The 17,045-nt window shown below is 60.5% G+C and carries 18 protein-coding genes; 14 read left to right on the top strand and 4 right to left on the bottom strand.

Annotated features, from left to right (window positions below; translation table 11 throughout):
* Positions 1-53: 53 nt before the first annotated feature.
* Both IMW75_RS03025 and IMW75_RS03030 read left to right on the top strand, forming a co-directional pair.
* Positions 54-671 carry a TPM domain-containing protein gene (locus IMW75_RS03025; protein WP_205891840.1) on the top strand — a complete coding sequence of 206 codons (618 nt, stop codon included), beginning with the start codon at positions 54-56 and terminating at the stop codon, positions 669-671.
* Between the two features lie 97 nt (positions 672-768).
* Entirely contained in the window at positions 769-1,983 is a 1,215-nt protein-coding gene (locus IMW75_RS03030) for a class I SAM-dependent methyltransferase (RefSeq protein WP_205891841.1), read from the top strand.
* A gap of 103 nt (positions 1,984-2,086) precedes the next feature.
* Here the strand turns inward: IMW75_RS03030 and IMW75_RS03035 are convergent, their stop codons facing one another.
* Positions 2,087-2,977, bottom strand: a complete 891-nt coding sequence (locus IMW75_RS03035) for a DMT family transporter (protein ID WP_205891842.1) — start codon at positions 2,975-2,977, stop codon at positions 2,087-2,089.
* A gap of 352 nt (positions 2,978-3,329) precedes the next feature.
* On the opposite strand from IMW75_RS03035, the gene IMW75_RS03040 reads away from it, so the two are divergent.
* From IMW75_RS03040 to IMW75_RS03050, 3 genes are all read left to right on the top strand, one after another.
* Positions 3,330-3,911, top strand: coding sequence for a DJ-1/PfpI family protein (locus tag IMW75_RS03040; protein WP_045060259.1), 582 nt, complete (start codon positions 3,330-3,332; stop codon positions 3,909-3,911).
* Positions 3,912-3,925: 14 nt separating this feature from the next.
* Positions 3,926-4,231, top strand: coding sequence for a ribbon-helix-helix domain-containing protein (locus IMW75_RS03045; RefSeq protein ID WP_045060258.1), 306 nt, complete (start codon positions 3,926-3,928; stop codon positions 4,229-4,231).
* A gap of 98 nt (positions 4,232-4,329) precedes the next feature.
* Positions 4,330-4,674, top strand: a complete 345-nt coding sequence (locus IMW75_RS03050) for a YegP family protein (RefSeq protein WP_045060257.1) — start codon at positions 4,330-4,332, stop codon at positions 4,672-4,674.
* Positions 4,675-4,749: 75 nt separating this feature from the next.
* On the opposite strand, the gene IMW75_RS03055 is transcribed toward IMW75_RS03050, so the two are convergent.
* Positions 4,750-5,769 (bottom strand): DUF4917 family protein, encoded by a 1,020-nt coding sequence (locus tag IMW75_RS03055; protein ID WP_205891843.1) that lies wholly within the window; start codon positions 5,767-5,769, stop codon positions 4,750-4,752.
* Positions 5,770-5,925: 156 nt separating this feature from the next.
* Here IMW75_RS03055 and yiaY point away from each other — a divergent pair, with 156 nt between their 5' ends.
* From yiaY to IMW75_RS03075, 4 genes are all read left to right on the top strand, one after another.
* A complete protein-coding gene (yiaY, locus tag IMW75_RS03060; protein WP_045060255.1) occupies positions 5,926-7,074 on the top strand; it encodes an L-threonine dehydrogenase in 1,149 nt (382 codons plus the stop codon).
* 227 nt (positions 7,075-7,301) lie between these two features.
* Entirely contained in the window at positions 7,302-7,940 is a 639-nt protein-coding gene (locus IMW75_RS03065) for a LysE family translocator (protein WP_205891844.1), read from the top strand.
* Positions 7,941-7,959: 19 nt separating this feature from the next.
* Entirely contained in the window at positions 7,960-9,309 is a 1,350-nt protein-coding gene (locus IMW75_RS03070; protein ID WP_205891845.1) for a sensor domain-containing protein, read from the top strand.
* A 167-nt stretch (positions 9,310-9,476) separates the two neighbouring features.
* Positions 9,477-9,980, top strand: coding sequence for a DUF4142 domain-containing protein (locus IMW75_RS03075; protein WP_122837792.1), 504 nt, complete (start codon positions 9,477-9,479; stop codon positions 9,978-9,980).
* Positions 9,981-10,028: 48 nt separating this feature from the next.
* On the opposite strand, the gene IMW75_RS03080 is transcribed toward IMW75_RS03075, so the two are convergent.
* Positions 10,029-10,439, bottom strand: a complete 411-nt coding sequence (locus IMW75_RS03080; protein ID WP_045060251.1) for a low affinity iron permease family protein — start codon at positions 10,437-10,439, stop codon at positions 10,029-10,031.
* 179 nt (positions 10,440-10,618) lie between these two features.
* Here IMW75_RS03080 and IMW75_RS03085 point away from each other — a divergent pair, with 179 nt between their 5' ends.
* Together IMW75_RS03085 and tam are read left to right on the top strand one after the other, a co-directional pair.
* Positions 10,619-10,765 carry a hypothetical protein gene (locus tag IMW75_RS03085; RefSeq protein WP_205891846.1) on the top strand — a complete coding sequence of 49 codons (147 nt, stop codon included), beginning with the start codon at positions 10,619-10,621 and terminating at the stop codon, positions 10,763-10,765.
* Positions 10,766-10,840: 75 nt separating this feature from the next.
* Positions 10,841-11,611, top strand: a complete 771-nt coding sequence (tam, locus tag IMW75_RS03090; RefSeq protein ID WP_205891847.1) for a trans-aconitate 2-methyltransferase — start codon at positions 10,841-10,843, stop codon at positions 11,609-11,611.
* 199 nt (positions 11,612-11,810) lie between these two features.
* On the opposite strand, the gene IMW75_RS03095 is transcribed toward tam, so the two are convergent.
* Complete coding sequence (locus IMW75_RS03095) at positions 11,811-12,539, bottom strand: class I SAM-dependent methyltransferase (protein WP_045060249.1); 729 nt, start codon at positions 12,537-12,539, stop codon at positions 11,811-11,813.
* Positions 12,540-12,822: 283 nt separating this feature from the next.
* On the opposite strand from IMW75_RS03095, the gene IMW75_RS03100 reads away from it, so the two are divergent.
* From IMW75_RS03100 to IMW75_RS03110, 3 genes are read left to right on the top strand one after another with little or no spacing between them, the layout of a single operon-like run.
* A complete protein-coding gene (locus IMW75_RS03100; protein WP_205891848.1) occupies positions 12,823-13,677 on the top strand; it encodes an SH3 domain-containing protein in 855 nt (284 codons plus the stop codon).
* An 8-nt stretch (positions 13,678-13,685) separates the two neighbouring features.
* Positions 13,686-15,707, top strand: coding sequence for a hypothetical protein (locus tag IMW75_RS03105; RefSeq protein WP_205891849.1), 2,022 nt, complete (start codon positions 13,686-13,688; stop codon positions 15,705-15,707).
* 21 nt (positions 15,708-15,728) lie between these two features.
* Positions 15,729-16,934 (top strand): hypothetical protein, encoded by a 1,206-nt coding sequence (locus IMW75_RS03110; RefSeq protein ID WP_236695846.1) that lies wholly within the window; start codon positions 15,729-15,731, stop codon positions 16,932-16,934.
* The last annotated feature ends 111 nt before the right edge of the window (positions 16,935-17,045 follow it).

Raw genomic sequence — 17,045 nt, forward strand, 5'->3', positions numbered from 1 at the left:
CAGTAATGCCATATCAGAAACGCTCGCTCAATAAGTGAGCGAGCGTTTCTGATATGGCATTACTGAATGAACACGAACAGCGCAAGGTCGCCGAAGCGATCGCGCGGGTGGAGCGCGAGACCGACGCCGAACTGGTCACCGTGCTCGCCGCTCGTGCGGACGACTATGCCTACATTCCACTGCTGTGGGCCAGCCTGCTGGCCCTGGTGGTGCCGGGTGTCGTGCATTACCTGACCGGCTGGCTGACCCTGCACAGCCTGCTGCTGGTGCAATGGGGGAGCTTTATCGTGTTGTGCCTGCTGTTCCGCATCCCGCGCATCACTACCCACCTCATCCCTCGGTCGGTGCGGCATTGGCGTGCATCGAACCTGGCGCGCCGACAGTTCCTGGAACAGAACCTGCACCATACGGTGGGCAGCACCGGGATGCTGATTTTTGTCTGCGAAGCCGAGCGTTATGTGGAAATCCTGGTGGATGAAGGGATCTCCAGTCGCCTGGATAACAAGACCTGGGACGCGATTGTCTCGACCTTTACCCACCAGGTGAAAAAGGGTCAAACCTTGCAGGGGTTCGTGACCTGCGTCGAGGCCTGTGGCGAGTTGCTGAAGGTGCATGTGCCGGTTACCCATGCCAGGAACGAGTTGCCCAACCGTCTGGTGGTATTGGGTTAGGTTTCAGGACCTGTGGCAAATAACCCCGTGCCCAAAGCGGCCATCCCCCTTAAAATAGCGGCATTCCCTGTTTGCTCCGCCTGAGGCTGTTTCTGCCATGTCCATTGTTGCCACCCCCGCCAGCCTCGCGCCGGATCACCACGCGCAGTTCATCGACTTGCTGCGTTCAAGCCTGGAGCAGCATGCGTTTATCAAGTTGGTACTGGCCAAGTACGTCGGTGACGAGCCGGATTTGCAGCGCGTGATCATCAAGCAGCTGACGGTAAAGGATCAGCCGTGCCTGTCTTTTGTCTACCGTTACAAGACCCGCGATATCACCAGGAACCTGGCGCTGGGCGAGGGCGTGGCCAGCATTGGCGCTTTGCTGCCAGCCTCGTTCAAGAATGCCCACTTGCTGTCGGTGACTGACGAAGCCCAGCTCGAATACAGTAAAAAGGGCAAGAGTTCGCTGTTCAAAAGTAAACCCCAGCAACTGCGCGAAGTGCCGTCCGCCGAGCACAACCGCGAGAAGAATCGTTTTCTGGACCTCAGCCGGCCGTTCCTTGCCGACCTCGGCGTGACCAACGGGAAACACGAACTCATCCCGGCGATGTCGCGTAAGTGGAAGCAGATCAACAAGTTCATCGAGGTGTTCAGCCACGCCCTCACCACCTCGCCACTTGCGCTGGACAAGCCGGTTCGGGTCGCCGATTTTGGCTCAGGCAAGGGCTACCTGACGTTCGCGATTCACGATTACCTGCGCAACACGCTGCACGCCGAGGGCGAAGTGACTGGAGTCGAGCTGCGCGAAGACATGGTGACCCTGTGCAATGCCGCTGCTGCCAAGCTCGAGCATCCGGGGCTGGTGTTCAAATGCGGTGACGTGCGCAGCGTGGCGCCGAGCGAACTGGAGGTGATGATCGCCTTGCATGCGTGTGACATTGCCACTGACTACGCGATCCATACCGGCATTCGGTCGGGCGCCTCGATCATCATGTGTTCGCCGTGCTGCCACAAACAGATCCGCCTGCAGATTCAGAGCCCGGCTTTACTCAAGCCGATGTTGCAATACGGGCTGCATCTGGGGCAGCAGGCGGAAATGGTCACCGACAGCCTGCGTGCGCTGTTCCTGGAAGCCTGCGGTTATGAAACCAAGGTGTTCGAGTTCATCTCGCTGGACCACACCAACAAAAACAAGATGATCCTGGCAGTCAAGCGCGCCGAGCCCGTGGACCCGGCGCAGTTGCTGCTGAAGATCCAGGAGCTGAAGGACTTCTACCATATCAGCGAGCACTGCCTGGAAACCTTGCTGCGGGCTGATGGTTACCTCTGAAGGGTGACCATGCCTGTAGGAGCAAAGCTTGCTCGCGATGGCGATGGCGATGGCGATCTCGATATCGTGAGCAAGCGTTGCGCCTGCTCCGGGCGGCGAGGCCTCATGAGGTCTCGATGCGGGCAGGTTTGACTGCAGTCTTGCGTCCCAGCATGACCGTCACAATCACCCCGCCAGCAAACACCCAGGTGATCGGCTCAACGTGTTCGCCGAAGAACAACGCAGAAAAGGCAATGGTGAAAAAGATCTGCAGCAACTGGATCTGACTGACCCGGGCGATCCCGCCCATGGCCAGCCCGGCGTACCAGGCGAAAAAACCGATGAACTGCGAAAACAGTGAAACGTAGCCGAAAGCCCACCAGGTCCTGGCGGAGATCTCGCCCTGATGTTGCAGCGCCAGGTAAAGCACTGGTCCGATCAACAGCGGCGTCGACAGCACCAGCGCCCAGCAGATCACTTGCCAGCCGCCCATTTCCTTGGCCAGCCGGCCTCCCTCCGCATACCCCAGGCCGCCCACGGCAATCGCACCCAACATCAGCAAGTCACCGGCCTGGATGCTACCCGCGCCGCTGATCAATGCATAACCGAGCACCAGCGCGCTGCCCAGCGCGGCGCAGGCCCAGAAGGCTTTTGACGGCCGCTCGTGGGACAACCAGGCGGCGTACAGCGCCACGCACAAGGGTTGCAGCCCGTTCACCAGCGCCCCGTGGGATGCCGGCAACGTTTGCATCGCCCAGGCCGAAAGCACCGGAAAGCCCAGAATCACCCCGGCGATTACCAGCGTCAGGCCTTTGATCTGTTTCCAGGTGGGCCATTTCTCTCGCTGCCACAGCAGAAGCAGCGCCGCCGGTACTGCCGCAAACAGGGCTCGCCCCAGGCCGTTGAGCAAGGGATGGATTTCCTGCACGACGATCCGTGTGAAGGGCAGGGTGAGGCTGAAGATCACTACGCCTAGCAGGCCGAGGGCCATGCCGGTGTTTTCGCGCGAGGACATGATGGGGACCGGGATCAGGGTTGATGGAGCGTGGCTTCATCTAGCCACAATCCACCGCGCCTGGACGGTTACAGATAGGCACAGAGTTGGGTGTACAGTTCGGGTAATCCCCGAACGTAGGAGTTGCCGAAGGCTGCGATCTCTTGATCTCGATCTTGATCTTGCGTCCCCTCCGACACCGCCAAAAGATCGCAGGCTACGCCAGCTCTTACGCCGTCCGCATACAACCGCAGCCGCAGCTACAGCCCGAACCAACCCATCCCAACGCCATGCCGTAGTAGCAGGTTATTACCCACCCCTACAGATAAAGACTACCTTCAATACTCCCCTGTACCCCCAAGGAGTGCCCCTTATGGCGGCCAAGAAAATTCTGCTGCTGGTCGGCGATTACGTCGAAGACTACGAAGTGATGGTGCCGTTCCAGGCATTACTCATGGTCGGTCACACGGTGCATGCGGTGTGCCCGGACAAGAGCGCCGGCCAGACCGTGCGCACTGCGATTCATGACTTCGAAGGCGACCAGACCTACAGTGAAAAACCCGGCCACCTGTTCGCCCTGAACTTCGACTTCGCCCAGGTCAAGGCACAGGACTACGACGCGCTGGTCATTCCCGGCGGCCGCGCTCCGGAATACCTGCGCCTCAATGAACAGGTCCTGGATCTGGTGAGAGCGTTTGACCAGGCCGGCAAGCCGATCGCTGCCGTGTGCCACGGTGCGCAACTGCTGGCCGCCGCCGGGGTGCTTGAAGGCCGCGAGTGCAGCGCCTATCCGGCCTGTGCTCCGGAGGTGCGCCTTGCCGGAGGTACGTTCATCGATATCCCGGTGACGCAGGGCCACGTTCAAGGCAATCTGGCCACTGCGCCCGCCTGGCCGGCGCACCCGAGCTGGCTCGCGGGTTTTCTCGGATTGCTGGGCACCCAAATCACGCTGTAACGAGGGACATTGCGATGTGCGAGCTCTACGTCAAAGCCGATCCGATCCTCTACGAATCGCGCTCCCGCTCGCTACGCATTTGCGGGGTGGTGACCACGCTGCGCCTGGAAAACCAGTTCTGGGACATCCTGGGCGAAATCGCCGAAGTCGACGGCATGACCACCAACCAGTTGATCGCCAAGCTGTATGAAGAGGTGATGGACTACCGCGGCGAGGTGGTGAATTTTGCTTCGTTTCTAAGGGTGAGTTGCACGCGGTATCTGAGTCAGCGGCGGGGGCAGGCGCCGGAGTTATCGGTGGTGCGCGCGGCGGTGAAGTAGCGTTAACCGCGTCGCCGCCATCGCGGACAGGCGACAAAAAACCTCGGCTGGTCTTTACTCTGAAGCGCGAAACCTCTCAATTGCCCAGGAGCACCAGCATGTCCGGATGGTACGAAGTGAGCAAAAGCAGCAGTGGCCAGTACAGATTTGTCCTGAAGGCCGCGAATGCCGAAACCATTCTGACCAGCGAGTTGTACACCACCCGCGCCGCTGCCGACAAAGGCATTGCGGCAGTGCAGAGCAACAGCCCGCTGGAAGAACGCTACGAAAGGAAGACCACCAAAGACGGCCATCCTTACTTCAATCTAAAGGCCGGCAATCACGAGGTCATCGGCAGCAGCGAATCCTACGCCAACGCTTCGGCACTGGAAAAAGGCATCACCAGCGTCAAGGCCAATGGCCCGAGCACGGTGATCAAGGACAAGACTCTGCCGGTGCTCTGATCACCCTCCCTCAAGCCTGACACACATCCCCCGGTGGGAGTGAGCCTACTCGCGATGGCGTCGGCCGCCCCAGCGCTATACCTCCACCGGTACGGTGAGCTTGGGGCTGCCCAACGCATGCGTCTTGGCATCAAAAAACCGCAACGCTGACCCCGTCCCCTCGAACACCCTCGCGTAATGCCGCTTCTGGTGCTGGATAAACGCCTTGCTGCGCGGATAAATCGAAATCGCCACCACCTTGGGTTGCGCCTGGCGCAGCGCCTGGATGATGTGGTTGTCCTGCTCGCCCAACGCATGCCCGAAAATGCACAAACCCTCGCCATGCCCCAGTAGCTGGTCATAGCAGAACGACAGATAGTCCGAGCTGCGGATGGTCCTGAGCTTGTCCTGGGACTGTCCCTCATTCACGAACAGTGGCACGTCGTCCAGGGTCTTGATCGTGTTGTTGATGGCAAAGCTGCCCAGCAACGTGCCCTCGGTCGTCATCAGTTTGCGCGCCGTGCCGTCCTGGTTGCGCACCAGGTGCAGGCCGCCGTGCAGGTACAGCAAGCGGGTTTTGTCCGTGGCCGCGGCACTCAGGTCAAAGCGTGGTTCGGTGCCCTGGAACAGGTCGCTGATCGCATCTGGCTGGTGCTGGATCGCCCAGTGGTTGAGCAGATCATAGTTGGTGGTAAACACCGTCCGGTATCGGCCCAGCTCCTGACTGATGGCAGCCAGTGTGGCAGGCACGATCAGGCGCCAGGGAATATGCACCGCATGCACAGTGTTGATCAGCGCTTCCTTGATCGCATAGTAGCGATTGCGCGGGGCGGCGGAGCTCACCGCCAGGGCCTTGTTTACCCGGCTGGTGGTTTTCAGCGCGCTGAGGACCTGTTCGAAACTGCGTGTCTGCAACGCGTCAAATACGCTCAGCTCGGATTGGCTCAAGGGTTTTTCTTCAACCGTGCGGGCGTTTTCAAACAGCGAGTCATAGCCAAAATCATCCCACACGGCGCGACTGGCGCCATTGCCCACCAGCAGGCCATCAAGCGAGGCGGTGGCGCGCAAGGCATTCCAGTCTTCAAGTTGGGCATCAACATCCTGGAAATCGGTCATTGCGGTGAGAGTCTCGAAGCAAAAGGTCTGATGGGCGGTGACTTTATCACGACCCGACGTTGAGCCAGATCAAGTTAGCGCATCGCCGATGGGTCGATCCTGTGGGTACCCGCTGGGTCGGTATCACCGGTTCGGCTCCTGTCAGGAGATTCGCTCATGAGCAGCACATTTTTTATCCCCGCCGTGAACATCATGGGCATCGGCTGCCTTGACGAAGCCATGGTTGCCATTGGCAAGTACGGGTTTCGCAAGGCCCTGATCGTCACCGATACCGGGCTGGCCAAGGCCGGCGTCGCCGGCATGATCGCCGGGAAGCTGGCGCTGCTGGACATCGAATCGGTGATCTTTGACGGCGCTAGGCCGAACCCGAGCATCGCCAACGTCGAACTGGGCCTTGGTCTGCTCAAGGAAAGCCGGTGTGATTTCGTGGTGTCGCTGGGCGGCGGTTCGCCCCATGACTGCGCCAAGGGCATCGCCCTGTGCGCCACCAACGGCGGGCAGATCCGCGACTATGAAGGCGTTGATCAATCCAGCCAGCCGCAACTGCCGCTGATCGCCATCAACACCACTGCCGGCACCGCCAGCGAGATGACCCGCTTCTGCATCATCACCGACGAATCCCGTCACGTGAAAATGGCCATCGTCGACCGCAACGTTACACCGCTGCTGTCGGTCAACGACCCGGCGCTGATGGTCGCGATGCCCAAGAGCCTCACGGCAGCCACCGGCATGGACGCATTGACCCACGCCATCGAAGCCTACGTGTCGACCGCTGCCAACCCGATCACCGATGCCTGCGCGCTCAAAGCCGTCACCCTGATCAGCAACAACCTGCGTCTGGCCGTACGCGACGGCAGCGACCTGGCGGCCCGGGAAAACATGGCGTACGCGCAGTTCCTCGCGGGCATGGCGTTCAACAATGCGTCCTTGGGATTCGTCCACGCCATGGCCCACCAGTTGGGCGGTTTTTACGACCTGCCCCATGGCGTTTGCAATGCCGTACTGCTGCCTCACGTGCAGAGCTTCAACGCGCTGGTCTGCGCCGACCGCCTGACCGATGTGGCCCACGCCATGGGCGCCGATATCCGCGGCTTCAGTCCGGAGGAGGGCGCCCAGGCCGCCATCGCCGCGATCCGCACCCTGGCGCGTGACGTCGAGATCCCCGCCGGCCTGCGCGACCTGGGTGCCAAACTCAGCGACATCCCGATCCTGGCTACCAACGCCCTCAAAGACGCCTGCGGCCTGACCAACCCGCGCCCAGCGGATCAGCGCCAGATCGAGGAGATTTTCCGCAGCGCGTTTTAAGTTGTTTTTCGGGCGGGTGCAGGGGCTCGCAGAGCCCCTGCACGTTGTGGGGGGCAGAGCTTGCTCGCGATGACGGGCTGGTGCTCAAAACTTTTATCGGCTGATTGACCACTATCGCGAGCAAGCTTGACTCCCACAGGAGAGCGTATCGACGAAGAATACATTGGCTGCCCCAAGACCTGAGATAGACTGGCGTGCAGTCACCCCGTCGTTCAAAGGATTTACCGATGACCCCATCGTTGCTCATGGCCGTTCTCGCCTCGGGTTTTATCTACGGCATTACACCGGGGCCCGGTGTGTTGGCGGTGTTTGGCATCGGTGCAGCGCGAGGGCGGCGGGCCGGGGCAGGTTTTTTGTGTGGGCATTTGCTCGGGGATGTGGTCTGGTGCAGTACAGCACTGATCGCCATAGTGGGTGCGCGGGAGATCGGCAGCACCGCGTTCGACGTGCTGGGCGTGCTCAGCGGGCTGTATCTGTTCTGGCTCGGATGGCGCGCAGTGCGTGCCAGGCGTGGCAGTGGCGAGGCGCCCCAAGGCGCGGCGCGGCAGCCGTTCTGGCACGGCATTATGTTCGGACTGACCAATCCCAAGGCGTATCCGGTGGCGGTTGCAACATTCACCGCGCTGTTGTCCAGCCGGGCAGAGTTGCTCAACTGGTCGATGCTGCCCTGGTTGATCGTGCTGAGTTTTCTCGGCGGCCTGGTAGCCTACGCTATCCTCATTGGCATCGTCGGTACCCGTCAGGTGCGGACCTTGTACCAACGCCATGAGTTATTGATCACCCGGTTGTGTGGCGTGATGTTTATCGGTTTCGCCATCAATGCCCTGGCGCATGCATTGCCCGGGCTGGTGACTGACAGGACTTGAGGCGAATCGCCGGAGCATCATGGCAAGCAGAAATTCCGCGCCCCTGGCGAGTTACATCGATTTGCTGCTGGACGCGGTTTGCGCCGTCGACAAGCAAGGCACCTTCGTGTTCATCAGTGCGGCCTGCGAACAGGTATTTGGCTATACCGCCGACGAGCTGATCGGTCAGCGGATGATCGACCTGGTACATCCCGCCGATCGGCAGCGCACGCTCGACGCCGCCCGGGAAATCATGGGCGGCGAGCCCAAACTCAACTTCGAAAATCGCTACGTGCGCAAGGATGGCCGCGTCGTGCACCTTCTCTGGTCGGCGCGCTGGTCTGAAGTCGATCAGCTGCGCATCGCCGTGGCCCGAGACATCACCGGGCGCAAGCAGGCCGAGTCCCGACAAGCCGCGCTGTACGCGATTTCCGAGGCCGCCCACGCGGCTGAAGATTTGCTGGCATTGTTCAAGCGCATCCACTCGATCATTGGTGAATGGCTGCCGGCGCTGAATTTCACCGTGGCCCTGTGCGACGAGCATGGCGCACCGTTGCAGTTTCCTTATCACGTCGACGAAGCAGGGTGTTCGCCCGATCTGCCGGGAGCGGTGACCGAGCGTCTGTGCACTGAGGTCATTCGAAGCGGCCAGCCGCTGTTGCTGACACCCGGGCAACACACTGCGGCGGCAGGCTTTGAAGCGCTGGTGTCGAGCCAGGATTCGCCGTGCTGGCTGGGTGTGCCGCTGAGCTCGCAGAACGGCACCATCGGCGCCGTACTGGTCAAAAGCGGCCCGGACGGCCTGCGTTATACCGAACAGGACCAGGAACTGCTGCATTTCGTCTGCGCCCAGGTCGCAACAGCCATTGAACGCAAGCAACTGCACGCGCGTTTGCATCACATGGCTCGGCATGACGCCCTGACCCAGTTGCCCAACCGCACCCTGTTACGCGAGCGCCTGAAAACCGCGCTGACAGCGGCGCATCTCAATGACGGCCGAATGGCCTTGCTGTATGTCGATCTGGATCGCTTCAAGGAAGTCAACGATACCCACGGTCACGCCATTGGTGATCTGCTGTTACAGGCGGTCGCCCATCGACTCAAGAGTTGCGTAACCGGTTCGGACACAGTGGCCCGTATGGGCGGAGACGAGTTCGTCGTGCTGCTGCACCGTATCGATGCCGGGCAAGACCCCGAGCGGGTGGCGGCTAATATACGCCAGGTGCTCGCTCAGCCCCTTCGCCTTGACGGACATGGTATGAGCATCCAGACCAGCATCGGCATCGCGCGTTACCCCGAGCATGGCAGCGAAGAGTCGCAGCTGCTGCGCCATGCTGACGAAGCGATGTACGGCGCCAAGCGTAGAGATCGCCGTCGCCTGGATGTCTGAGCCTGATCGCTCTGTATTGGCCACCGTTCGTCGCACTGGCGTCAGCTTTACTAAACCTTTCAAGCTCTTGAACTTCCTATGTGATGCGGGCTGCTGTCTGCCGCAGTCATCACCCGGAGGCGGGAGCGAAAGCTCGCGCTTGAATTCTTCAAGAGGAGGGCGCGACCATGAGCCGGATGGCCACCCGTTTACGCACTATCAGTTTTGCCACGTTACTGGGGTTGTTTGCCACCCATGCCTTCGCCCAGTCACCCGCCGAATTCATCAACGATGCGTCGGCCAAAGGCATGGCCGACATCGAGGCCAGCCGCCTGGCGCACCAGAAAACCGAATCCAAGGAGGTCAAGGACTACACCATCGTGGTGATCAACGACCGCACCACCGCTAACCAGCATCTGGCCAAGATAGCCAAGCAGCTGGACTTGCCGGTGGCGCCACGGGAAGTGGTGGTGGATAAAGCCAAGGCCCTGATGCCCGAGGTGCAGGACGGCGCTTCGTTCGACCAGGCCTATGCGGCCAGTCAGGTGAAAACCACTGAAGAAGCCATCCAGCAACTGCAGCAACAGGCGCAGTCCACGCAGGTGCCGGAAATCAAGGCGTTTGCCGAAGAGACTCTGCCCAAGTTGCAGAATCACTTACAGATGGCCAGGGCCCTGCAAGCCAGTCGATAGCTTCCAGTAACGCAAAACGGCGCCCATCACAGGCGCCGTTTTTTTTGCTCAGCATTCGTTCAGGTCTTGTTTGCGCTTGTTCGCCGCAGCCAGCCCTTCGAGGGCGTGGACGTCTTTTTCGCCCATGGCCCGATAGTGTTTGCGCAAGGCTTCCAGCTGTTTCAGGTCGAGCAATTCGAGGCCCAACATGGCGTTTTGCGCTTCCTTGTTGACCCGCAGCAACTCGTCGATTTTCAGGTGGAGAATGTCGGTGTCGCGGTTTTGCGTGTTCTGGATCAGGAACACCATGAGGAAGGTGATAATCGTGGTGGACGTATTGATGACCAGCTGCCAGGTATCGTTGTAGCCAAATATCGGACCGCTCAAGCCCCAGAGGAATATCAGGATCAAGGCCGCCATGAACGTCTTGGGGCTGCCGGCCCACAGAGCGAGCTTCTGCGAGATCTTTGCGAATTTCATTGCCGGATTCCTTATTGGGGTGCACTTGAATTTGTGACAGCACCGGCACATGGAAAATTCTGCTTACATTTTACTCGAGTCAAAAAAAGCCACGCTCGACGTTGATCGCGGTGACAGTCGCAACCTTTGCCCGCTCTGGAGAGTCACTAGTTAAACCCCATTAGAGTTGGAGCCCCCCCATGAACATCCTGCGCACTCTCTGCTTTTCCTGCTGCCTGTTCGCCCTGCAAGGCTGCTTCGATAATTCCGATAACGAAACCCGGGACAACACTGATGGCACCAAGTCTTCGGTGCAGATGCAGGACAAGGAGGCAGCGGACAAATAGGTCCGTGCTATTTTTGTGGGTGCGAATTTGCCGTGAAGCTTGTGCCTGGCCCTTTCGCACCTACAGGAGAACGCAATGAGTTGGTCTGCCAGACAATACGTCGCTTTTGAAAATGAGCGCACGCGTCCCGCCCGCGACCTGCTGGCCGCGCTACCGCCAGGGGATGTGCATTCGGCCATCGATATCGGCTGCGGTCCGGGCAACTCCACGGAGCTGTTGGTGGAGCGCTTTCCCCACGCCACATTGCGCGGGCTGGACAGTTCCAGCGACATGATCGAAGCCGCACGCAAGCGCTTGCCCCAAGTGCGGTTCGATGTTTCCGACATCGATCAGTGGAGCGAGACGGGTCCGTTCGATGTGATTTTCGCCAATGCAGTGTTGCAGTGGTTGCCTGATCACGCCTCATTGTTGCCCGCGTTGGTGGACAAACTGGCGCCGGGCGGCAGCCTGGCGGTGCAGATGCCCGACACGCTCAACCAGCCATCGCACCGCTTGATGCGAGAGGTGGCTGCGACGGGGCCGTGGGCAAAAAAACTGGCCGGGGCTGCCGCGCAACGCACCGAGGTCGCCAGCGCCAGCGATTATTACGCCGTGCTGCGCCCGCACTGTTCACGGGTCGACGTCTGGCTCACCACCTATCATCACCCATTGGCTGCGGGGCCTTCGGGGGTCGTCGAATGGTTCAAGGGCAGTGGTTTGCGTCCGTTTCTCGAGCCTCTGAATGAGAAAGAGCACGATGCTTTTCTGCAGGAGTATCTGGCGGGCGTTGAGCAGGCTTATCCGGCGCTGGAAGATGGATCAGTACTGCTGCCGTTTCCGCGGTTGTTTATTGTCGCGACCCGGTAGTGCGCCAGGTTCTCCGGACCTGAATCCACTGGGACCAAATCTGGATCTGAATCTTGTTGCAGCAAATCTGGAGCTGAATCTTGTGGGAGCAAAGCTTGCTCGCGATTGCGTAGTGTCAGTCGACATCAATGGTGGCTGTCAGTGCGCAATCGCGAGCAAGCTTTGCTCCTACAGGGGCAGTCGTGATTCGGCGCGCTCGTCAGCGCTCCACCGCCACCAGCATCATCATCGGTCTCTCTCGTTCTTCCGCGAGCGCCGGCAGCGCCACCACATCGGCGTCGCTCGGGCCCCATTCATTGACGTGGCTGATGCTGAATCCCGCTGCGATCAGCGTGTTCAGCAACGTGCCGACGGTTCGATGCTGCTTGATCACGCCATCGGCCAGCCAGTTAGTGACCCGTTCGCCTTCGCGTTGATAACTGTCCACCGGCCAGCGCTTGTGGCCCTCGCTGTCCGTCAGCCAGCCGGGGTTGCGCGGCGCCATGAAGATCGGGTGTTCAATCGAGAAGACGAAACGCGAGCCGGGTTTCAGCGCTGCGTGAATCGTGGCGAATAGCGCTGGCAGATCCTTGATGTAGTGCAGCGCCAGCGAGCTGTAGGCCAGGTCGAATTGCGCGGCTGGCAGGTCGAGGTGTTCCAGGTCGGCGCGGGCGTATTGCACGGTGGCGCCGCTGGTGGTCTGACGGGCCCGTTCGAGCATTTTTTCCGAGACGTCGAGCCCCAGCACACGGGCTGCGCCTTGTTCACTGGCCCAGCGGCAGAACCAACCATAACCGCACCCCAGGTCCACCACCTTCAGGTCTTTTAGGGGTGGCAGCAGTGCTTTGAGGGCAGGCCACTCCGGCGCGGCATCCAGGCCACCGACCGAGCGGCCCAACTGGCTGTAGGCCTGGAAAAATTCGAGATCGTCGTAGATGTTTTGAGTCATGTTCGAAGTGCTCTGTCGCGTTGGTGAGCACGAGCGGCTGGTGCATCCGTCGGCGAGATGGCAATATGCTACATCTGCTGGCGCAGACCCTTTCAATCAGGGTTGTACGCCTGTATTTCTGACAAGGATCAGTTGGATGTCTGCCGTACCCGTGGTTTGCAATGCCTTCCGTTTACTCCGCCACCCTACGTTAAACGCTCTGTTTCCGAACAGCGCGGCGCAGTCATTTCGCCTGAAAAAAATTCCGTCCCCCCAGTGAACCTGAAAGAAAGGGAGCTTCACCGTGCGTAAAAAGTTTGTCGTCGCCGTCCTCGCAGTGTCCATCGCCGCCGCCTCCGGTTGTGCGCAATTGGGCATTAACAAGCAGCAGGCTGGTACTGCAGTTGGCATGGTAGCCGGCGCAGTCGTTGGCTCCTTTATCGGCAACGGCAATGGCAAGGTTGTCGCTGTCCTGCTGACCAGCGCCATCGGCGGTTTCATCGGCAACAAGATCGGTTCGATGCTCGACGACCAGGACAAGCAGGCCCTGGCATTGCGTACCCAGGAAGCCTTGAGCCTGCCGGCCAATGATTCGGCTAAAGCGGTGTCCTGGACATCCGGCCATTCCGGCGCGACCGCGCAGATCGTGCAGGGCAAGGAGTACACCGAGACCAAGACGGTTGAAGTAAAGCGCGCGCCAAAGATCGCCGCAGTTCCGTCGATGAAACTCATCAACGAGCAATACCTGACCAAGAGCAGTTCCAACGTGCGGGCCGCGCCCAACAAGACGGCAGAGAAGGTCGGCGGGCTCAAGGCGGGTACCGAGTTCACTGCAGTGGGTTCTACCGGTGACTGGATTCTGGTCGGGCGCAAGGGCGTGACCGTGGGCTACATCAGCAAAGATCTGGTCTCGCCCAAATCTGCAGCCGTGGTCCGCAGCGTGAAACCGGCGGCCAATCTCGACGAGATGGACGTGGCCGCCGACACCGAGACCAAGGCCTTCGATCTTGACGCTATTGCTGCCCTGCCGACCCAGCAGGTCGCCGCAGAAACTGCCTGCCGGCCGGTCACCGTCAGCCTCAAGGCGGCAGACGGCAAGAGCGAGCAGGAACAGAACACGTTCTGCAAACAAGCCAACGGCACCTGGGAACTCATTTAAGGATCTCCATGAAAAACCGCGCACTCGCACTCGCTGTGATGAGTGCTTGCGGCCTCGCGCCGCAAGCATTTGCACACGAGATTGCCTTCTCGAAAACCGAGCAGATCCACGTTGTCGTCAACGGCGAAGCCACCACCTGGTGCCAGCCGGAAATCGCCATCACCATGCAGCGTCCCACCTGGGATGATCAGAAGCCATTGAATGGGCTATTGAGCAAGTTGCCTTTCATTCTCGGCCAGGAGTGTCCCCAGGCTAAAGTCAGCTGGAAAGCGGTCGATGCCAAGGGCGTGGTTTACGCCTCTGGCGCGGGCAATGCGAGCAATCTGGGCATAGCGACGCTGGCAGTTGCGCCTGCTCCGGTGGTTGCGGCTGTTGCTGCACCGGCGGCTCCTGCTGCTGCCGCTCCCGCTCCCGCTCCCGCTGCCGTTCCCGCTCCTGCCGCAGCGCCTGCACCAGCGCCGGTCGCACCCGCGCCTGCTGCGGTTTCACCGGTCGTTGAAGCGCCAGTGGTGGCTGCACCACCAGCGCCAGCCGTAGCACCTGTTGCGCCGGCCCCTGTTGCCCCAGCTGCAGTGGTTGTTGCACCAGCTCCTGCTCCTGTTGCTACTCCTGTTGCTGTCCCAGCACCAGCACCAGCACCAGCACCAGCCCCGGCTGAACCTGTCGCTGTTGCACCGGTTCCCGCACCGGCCCCAGCCCCACAAGCAGCCCCGCCAACACCCGTAGCCCCCGTCGCACCGCCTGCAGCAGTCGCTGCCGTGCAGTCCGCAGACCTTGGCCGTGCGCTGGTCCTGGCCAACAAGAATCTCGTCGGCATCACAGATGCCAGCGGCTGCAAATGGTTGATCAGCAAAAGCGCTATCGACGAAAACGACTCCAGCTTTGCCTTCGCCTCCACTCCAGCGATGCCCTGTGGCATCTCCGGTTATGCCGAAGGTGCTTTCGACAAGTTGCGCTGGTCGATCCCCAACACCTATCGCGGGGACACCTGGTCGCGCACCTACGTGCACCCGAGCGGGTTGATGTTCAATCAGTCCATCAGTGCCGCCGTCAAAGGCAAGTCGCTGTCATTCCTCAGCAACAACGCCGACCAGGCGCTGTTCCAGCTCGGCGAAATCCCGGCGCGTGGCATGAAGGTGTACCTGGCTTACCAGCGCTCCACCTATCGCATCCTGTCGCCGTTCAGCAGCGACCCGTACTACGTGGCGATCACGGCGGACGAAAGCTTCGCCCTCGATCCGGCGGAGTACAAGCGTGCGGTGCTGGAGGTGTATCAACTGGTGAAAGCAACCTCGCCCACCACGGTCGACCTGTCGAACCTGTTCATCGCCAAGAACCTGGAAACCCTCTACCCGGCGTCCGGCTACTCCAACGACGACAAGGACAAGATCGTGCGCAATCGCATGGGTGAGAACCGTGGCGAGTTCTACTTCGATGCGCGTGAAGGCACCAACTACGCCCAGCGTCGTGAGGAGACTCGTCTGCGTGAAGCCCGTCGCCAGCAGCAGCAGATGGCTGAACTGCACAACCGCGTACTCGCCCGTTACGAGCAGCTCAAGGACGGCATGACCGCGTTCAAGGGCCGCGAGACCGAAGCGCTGGCGCAGATGGCCGGGATCAAGGTGACGTTCGCCGCACCCATGACCCTGCTCGATCCGTCGTCCTCGACCTCGGCGGTGCCGATGATGATTCACGTCACCGGCAAACGCGGCGACTTCTATGAAATCGACTTCCCGCGCAAGGGCCGGGTCCAGGCCGATGTAGAGCTGGAGGATCAGTGGTACGTGATCCATGCCGCGAACATGACGCCTTACCTGCCCCTGGAAGACGGCCGTGCGATTCCAACGTTCCGCGTATACGCCGTTGGCGATCCAGAGGCTTGCAAGCAGGATCACTGCGCCGACCGCGTGTCGTTTGGTGCCGTGCTGGCCAAGGAATTTCCAAACGCCGGCATCGACTTCAGCTGGACGCCTGAAGTCTCCGAGCGCTACGTGACAGCTTGGCAGCAAGCTTCCGCCCAAATTCAGTAAGGCACCGCCAATATGAAATCGATGAACAAGAAACAAATCATCATCGCCGCCGCGGTCGCCGGCGTGGTGATCCTCGGCATTGTCGGCTCGATGCTGTCCAGTGCCGGAAAAAAGGAAACCCTGGGTTATTACGACGAACTCAAGGAACAGTTTTTCCTTGAGAACGTGCTGAACGAAGGGGACGTATCCTATTCGTTCTGGTCCGGCAACCTCACTGTGGAGGCCCCGGAGATCCGCCTGGTCGCCGCCAATACCAATGGCGCTGACAAATTCCTCAAGAGCATGATGGGCATGCTCGCCGGTCTCAACGCCAATACGGCGGAAAGCGGCCTGGCCGCCTGGTCCCGCTACCTGATCACCTCCACCACCGGTGGCGGCAAAGCGGGTGGCGTGTACCTCAAGGCCGATGCCCTGAAGGTCAGTCGCTCCGGCGACAGCAAGGACGGCGAGATCCACGTCCAGTTGCTGGGCCTGGACCTGAGCAATCCCTACCTCTCGCAGAAAGGTGGTGACGTAGTACTGGTGTCGGAGGTGGCAGACGAAATCCAGCCGCGGGCCGAGGTCGATCAGTACGGTCGCGTCGTCAGCTCAAACTTCTCGTGGGGCAGCAACATGGTCGCCCGCCTGCCGTTTACCGGTGCGTTCATCAGCGCTGCTACCGGCGATATCGGCACCAAGGTCGACCTGGATTTCACCCTCAAGCGCTCCGATGACGGTGAAGGCTCGATGAAATTCGTGGTAGTACACCGCAACGACGGCAGTGAAGTCGGGCGCATCGTACGCGAGGCTTCATTCGCCTCGATACCGCCGCTGGACGACGTCCAGGAACAGCTCAAGGCGGCGTTCAGCGGCTTCATCGTCGGCGCCTACAGCACCTCCACCGGGCAAACCGTCATCGCCGAAGCCGTGGGCAACTTCGCGCGCAAAGCCAAGGTGGCCAGCTACTCGCTGACCTACAAGGGCTTTGATGAACTCAAGGATGGCTTCGACGAATACCAGGCCGCGACCAAGCAGAAGGAGTTCGCCGGTTACTGCGCAGCGGCCGGCCTGTCAACGTTCCAGAACGACTTCGGCGCCAAGGCCAAGCAGCACAGCGACTCGGAATGCGCGATTGCGCAAAAGCTGGTTGCCGATGGCAAGTTCAAGGAGGCGTACAGCTTCAAGGAAGACAAGTCGTTGTTCGCGGGGTTGTTTGTGAGCAAGAGCTATACGCTTGAGACGGACTGATTGAGCTGGGTGCTGCGCTTGGGCGCCTGGTTCTCCAGGTGTCCGGGTGTGGTGCCGGGGAATCTGTGGAAATAAAAAAACCGGCCATCAAGGCCGGTTTTTTTCTTTACG

The sequence above is a fragment of the Pseudomonas gregormendelii genome (genome assembly GCF_017114825.1).
Classification (GTDB): Bacteria; Pseudomonadota; Gammaproteobacteria; order Pseudomonadales; family Pseudomonadaceae; genus Aquipseudomonas; species Aquipseudomonas gregormendelii.

Excerpts from the sequence above, each read along its gene's own strand:
- IMW75_RS03070 (WP_205891845.1), top strand. The coding sequence starts at position 7,960 with ATGGCAAGCAGAAATTCCGCGCCCCTGGCGAGTTACATCGATTTGCTG.
- yiaY (WP_045060255.1), top strand. The coding sequence starts at position 5,926 with ATGAGCAGCACATTTTTTATCCCCGCCGTGAACATCATGGGCATCGGC.
- IMW75_RS03030 (WP_205891841.1), top strand. The coding sequence starts at position 769 with ATGTCCATTGTTGCCACCCCCGCCAGCCTCGCGCCGGATCACCACGCG.
- IMW75_RS03025 (WP_205891840.1), top strand. The coding sequence starts at position 54 with ATGGCATTACTGAATGAACACGAACAGCGCAAGGTCGCCGAAGCGATC.
- IMW75_RS03050 (WP_045060257.1), top strand. The coding sequence starts at position 4,330 with ATGTCCGGATGGTACGAAGTGAGCAAAAGCAGCAGTGGCCAGTACAGA.
- IMW75_RS03075 (WP_122837792.1), top strand. The coding sequence starts at position 9,477 with ATGAGCCGGATGGCCACCCGTTTACGCACTATCAGTTTTGCCACGTTA.
- IMW75_RS03080 (WP_045060251.1), bottom strand. The coding sequence starts at position 10,439 with ATGAAATTCGCAAAGATCTCGCAGAAGCTCGCTCTGTGGGCCGGCAGC.
- IMW75_RS03085 (WP_205891846.1), top strand. The coding sequence starts at position 10,619 with ATGAACATCCTGCGCACTCTCTGCTTTTCCTGCTGCCTGTTCGCCCTG.
- IMW75_RS03105 (WP_205891849.1), top strand. The coding sequence starts at position 13,686 with ATGAAAAACCGCGCACTCGCACTCGCTGTGATGAGTGCTTGCGGCCTC.
- IMW75_RS03110 (WP_236695846.1), top strand. The coding sequence starts at position 15,729 with ATGAACAAGAAACAAATCATCATCGCCGCCGCGGTCGCCGGCGTGGTG.
- IMW75_RS03065 (WP_205891844.1), top strand. The coding sequence starts at position 7,302 with ATGACCCCATCGTTGCTCATGGCCGTTCTCGCCTCGGGTTTTATCTAC.
- IMW75_RS03045 (WP_045060258.1), top strand. The coding sequence starts at position 3,926 with ATGTGCGAGCTCTACGTCAAAGCCGATCCGATCCTCTACGAATCGCGC.
- IMW75_RS03055 (WP_205891843.1), bottom strand. The coding sequence starts at position 5,769 with ATGACCGATTTCCAGGATGTTGATGCCCAACTTGAAGACTGGAATGCC.
- IMW75_RS03040 (WP_045060259.1), top strand. The coding sequence starts at position 3,330 with ATGGCGGCCAAGAAAATTCTGCTGCTGGTCGGCGATTACGTCGAAGAC.
- IMW75_RS03035 (WP_205891842.1), bottom strand. The coding sequence starts at position 2,977 with ATGTCCTCGCGCGAAAACACCGGCATGGCCCTCGGCCTGCTAGGCGTA.
- tam (WP_205891847.1), top strand. The coding sequence starts at position 10,841 with ATGAGTTGGTCTGCCAGACAATACGTCGCTTTTGAAAATGAGCGCACG.
- IMW75_RS03095 (WP_045060249.1), bottom strand. The coding sequence starts at position 12,539 with ATGACTCAAAACATCTACGACGATCTCGAATTTTTCCAGGCCTACAGC.